General features: G+C 54.5%; 3 protein-coding genes and 2 pseudogenes. 3 read left to right on the forward strand and 2 right to left on the reverse strand.

Annotation, left to right across the window (positions count from 1 at the left end; translation table 11 throughout):
- Nucleotides 1-291: 291 nt before the first annotated feature.
- Nucleotides 292-384: pseudogene (locus tag CKO36_RS20195) on the forward strand (hypothetical protein); the annotation flags it as partial.
- Nucleotides 385-590: 206 nt separating this feature from the next.
- Here the strand turns inward: CKO36_RS20195 and CKO36_RS19990 are convergent.
- Nucleotides 591-794: a hypothetical protein gene (locus CKO36_RS19990; protein WP_242469736.1), complete on the reverse strand. Its 204-nt coding sequence runs from the start codon at nucleotides 792-794 to the stop codon at nucleotides 591-593.
- Between the two features lie 72 nt (nucleotides 795-866).
- On the opposite strand from CKO36_RS19990, the gene CKO36_RS18595 reads away from it, so the two are divergent.
- Nucleotides 867-2,519 (forward strand): methyl-accepting chemotaxis protein, encoded by a 1,653-nt coding sequence (locus CKO36_RS18595; protein ID WP_200286401.1) that lies wholly within the window; start codon nucleotides 867-869, stop codon nucleotides 2,517-2,519.
- A 211-nt stretch (nucleotides 2,520-2,730) separates the two neighbouring features.
- Here CKO36_RS18595 and CKO36_RS18600 read toward each other — a convergent pair.
- Nucleotides 2,731-3,238, reverse strand: a pseudogene (locus CKO36_RS18600) (transposase family protein); the annotation flags it as partial.
- Nucleotides 3,239-3,484: 246 nt separating this feature from the next.
- Between CKO36_RS18600 and CKO36_RS20580 the strand changes: the two are divergent.
- On the forward strand, nucleotides 3,485-3,616 hold a 132-nt coding region (locus CKO36_RS20580; RefSeq protein ID WP_200286402.1), incomplete at its 3' end, for a DUF4277 domain-containing protein.

Below are 3,616 nucleotides of genomic sequence, written 5' to 3' on the forward strand. Positions count from 1 at the left end.
ATCCATGTGCTGGTCATTGCCCAGGTCAGGCCGCTCGTGCTAAATATGCAACACCACCACCACGCCTTACTTGAACTGCTGGGATGGCGGTATGTGGCGTTATATTCTGGAAGCGGCTGAGGGGGGGCGGAATGACGGGTAGAGGGCAGGTTGCTATGGCTTTAGCTTCAGCTTATCTGTTTCCGCCCCTTTTGTCTGGCAGTGCCTAAATAGCCGACACTTGGTCACAGCACCATTTGGCCGAGGGGATGTTAGTGCCGCACGGGGTCTACGAGTGCGTGCGCAATCTCGATGACCCTGGGCACCTCGCGCGAGACCAGTGCCTTTGTCTGTGAGGCCATCGCGCTGGCCTGGATTGCGTTGTTCAAGACCCTCTATCCCCACGCCACGGAGATCGTGTTGTTGTTCGATTGCGGTGGCGCCAACGCCGCACGCTCCGCTCTCTGCGCTTCAAAGAAGATCTCATCACCTTGTCCGCGCAGCTTGACCTGCGCTTGCGCATTGCCCACTATTTGCCCTACACCCCAAGTGGAATCCCATCGAGCATCGCCTGTTCAGCCAGATCGAACGGCGCTGGCGCGGCGTGATCCTTAGAGACCCCGCAGAAGGCGCTCTCGACTCTCGAGCAAACCCGAACGAACACCGGTCTGCGCGTGGTCGGTCAAATCCTTGATCGCTGCTCTGAGATCGGTCGCGCCTGTTACGATACGTTCCGCGACATCAAAGAGCAATTCATTCGCCATGATCAGGTTCTGGGTGGATGGAATTACGTTGTGGATGCGAATGGATTCCATGCATAAGCTGTATGACTAATTATTAAATCGTTACTTAAAACCGCTGAAATCCTATAGACTAGTGGGCTACCAATGTTAGAAAATTTGAAACTACGCAGCAAATTAATTCTTGGCTTCGCCACGCCGGTTGTCGCAATCGTTGCAATCGCTGTGGTGGTTTACAGCAATGTCAACGCTTTGATCAGCGCCCACCATTGGGTGGACCATACCTACCGAGTGATTGACAAGGGTCGGCTCGTGCTCGGTAGTATGGTTAATATGGAAACTGGGATGCGCGGCTTTTTAGTCGCTGGTAGTGAGGATTTCTTGGAGCCCTATACGGTTGGTAAAAAGCACTTCACCGATATCATAACGGAGCTTAAGCAGGCGGTCAGCGACAATCCCCGCCAGGTTGAACGGCTTCAGGAAATAGAGCAGATGCAAGAGCGTTGGCGGACGCAGGTGGCTGAACGGCTCATCAACTTGCGCCGAGAAGCTCCGGTTGATTCGATAAATGGGGAGATGGCAGATCTGAGTGAAGTGGAGTTGACCTTTCAAAAAGGCGAAGGTAAACGCTATATGGACGCCATCCGAGCTGAGATCGATGAGTTCATCGAAGAAGAGCAGGGGCTTATCGAACAAAGGTTAAGTAAGGCTAAGAAAATCGCTTCGCAGACCATCGGTTTGGCGATATTCAGTGCCGTCGTGTCCACGCTCGTGGTGGTGTTTTTCGGTGTTCTTATTTCCAATAGCGTGCGCCGACAGATAGGTGGTGAACCGAATGAGATGGCAGAGCTGTCTCGCGGTTTAGCAAACGGCGACCTCAGTTGGCGCTTGACAAATACCGGGAAGGAAACTGGCATCTATTGCGCAATGCGGGACATGACGGAACGGCTGCGTAGCATGCTGATACGAATATCTGAGGCATCAAGTTCGCAGAGTGCTGCGGCAGAGGAACTGGCCGCGATCACACATCAGACAAACCAGAATGTCCATGATCAAACCAGCGCCACGGACCAAGTTGTGATTGCCATTGAGCAACTGGAAGCTTCTACGGCTGCAGTCGCTCGTAACACCACAGTCGCGGCGGATTCCGCTGAGCAATCGCGGCAATTGGTGGATCAGGGGAATCACCAAGCAGAGGAGACGGCTGCTGAGCTACAGCAGCTATCGGTGGATCTCGACGGCGCCTCTGCAGTCGCGAAAGACTTGGCAGGAAGTGCAGAAAATATCTCTAGTATTCTTGACGTTATCAAAAATATTGCCGAGCAGACGAATCTACTGGCTCTCAATGCCGCAATCGAGGCGGCTCGAGCGGGTGAGCAAGGGCGAGGCTTTGCGGTTGTTGCTGATGAAGTGCGCTCTTTAGCACAAAACACTCAACACTCTACCGCCGAAATTGAGGCTATGATTGTAAAAGTGCAAACTGGCGCCCAGGCTTCGGTTCAGTTGATGACCAATGGTCAACAGCGGGCTGAGAAGATCGTAGGGAGAACCACTGAGGTAAAAGAAACTCTCAAAAATATCAAGTCTGCTATGCAAAGCGTCACTGATATGACTGCACAGATTGCCAGTGCCGCTGAGCAGCAAAACGCCGCAGCAAGGGAAGTCAGTCAGCGCGCTGTGGACATTAAAGAGCGATCGATGGAAACCGGCAATGGCGCGCAGCAGATAGCCGCCGCCGCTGGAGAGCTCGCGAAGCTGGCCGCCCAGTTGGAAGGAGAGGTCGCGCAGTTTCAGATGTAAGCATCGGTCAAGCTGGAGCCGTCAAGCGCTCAGACTTTGGTCGTGAGTTGGGCCCGCATGGTATTTGACGAATGACATATTGAGACACCCATGATGTCAAGTCCCGGAAGATTATTAGGTCGTTTTACGAATAGGTTTGGCTGCTTTTCATACCATTGTTTCAAAGCCTGAACCGGGGCGACATGACCGAGGGCGCGTTGAGGGATGTGGTGACAGAGACCCAGCGGGTGGCGCGGTCGATGGCGACGAACAGATACTGGCGCGCCGTTTCATCAGGCATCTGGGGCAGGGACTTGATATTGACATGGACAAAGCCGGGCTCGTCATCCTTGAACGCCTTTTTGGTTGCCCTCCTCAACGGGCTTGAGCGTCTTCAGGTTGGAGGCCTCATGGCGGCGCAGACAGCGATCTAGGCCCGAGCGTGAGACGGCCTCGTTGATCAATTCCTTGGTGACCGCCAGCAGATCATCAAGGGGCAGCAGCAAGGTTTTGCGCAGTTCCACCACGATCGCCTCCTGCGCTGGCGTCAGGTGGGTTTGCAGGCGCTTGGGTCGATGAGAAGCATCCTTGGTGGACTCACTTCACGCCCGCGCCATTTCGCGACCGTGGGGAGATAAATTCCACATTGGCGGGCCAGCGCTTTGTTGGGCAACGTCGAGGCACGCAGTTCCTCGCGCACGGCCGGTGGTGTGGGCGTTTTTGTGAAGTCGAACCTGCATCGTTCATACCTCCATGGTCTGTTCGTCGCTGGCCGTCCGTCGGTTGAGATTGAAGCCGTTCCGCCTTCAGACAATCCGCCTTGAGGTCGCCGAGAAGTGCTTCGAGGACCTCTTGCGCGAGGAACAAGAGGTGGCTCCTCTTTGGTAAAGCCGACATTCCGCACCCGCTCACGCCACCGACAGATTTTCTTTCAACTCATCTATCCTTGCGTTTATCGCAAACATTCAGGGGGAAGCAGGCTGGGCATGTACATCGAAACTGGCTCAAAGGCCAGTCCACAGCATTACAGCAGCCAAGCGCTCGAACACCTGGGATTGGTAGCGGGAATGTACGACGAGCTGGGTCTCGGGGAGCTCATTGATCGGGTTATGGTACAG

The organism is Rhabdochromatium marinum, from assembly GCF_016583795.1.
Taxonomy (GTDB): Bacteria; Pseudomonadota; Gammaproteobacteria; order Chromatiales; family Chromatiaceae; genus Rhabdochromatium; species Rhabdochromatium marinum.

Bases quoted from the DNA above. Each gene is read 5' to 3' on its own strand.
- CKO36_RS19990 (WP_242469736.1), bottom strand. From the start codon at position 794: ATGGAATCCATTCGCATCCACAACGTAATTCCATCCACCCAGAACCTG.
- CKO36_RS18595 (WP_200286401.1), top strand. From the start codon at position 867: ATGTTAGAAAATTTGAAACTACGCAGCAAATTAATTCTTGGCTTCGCC.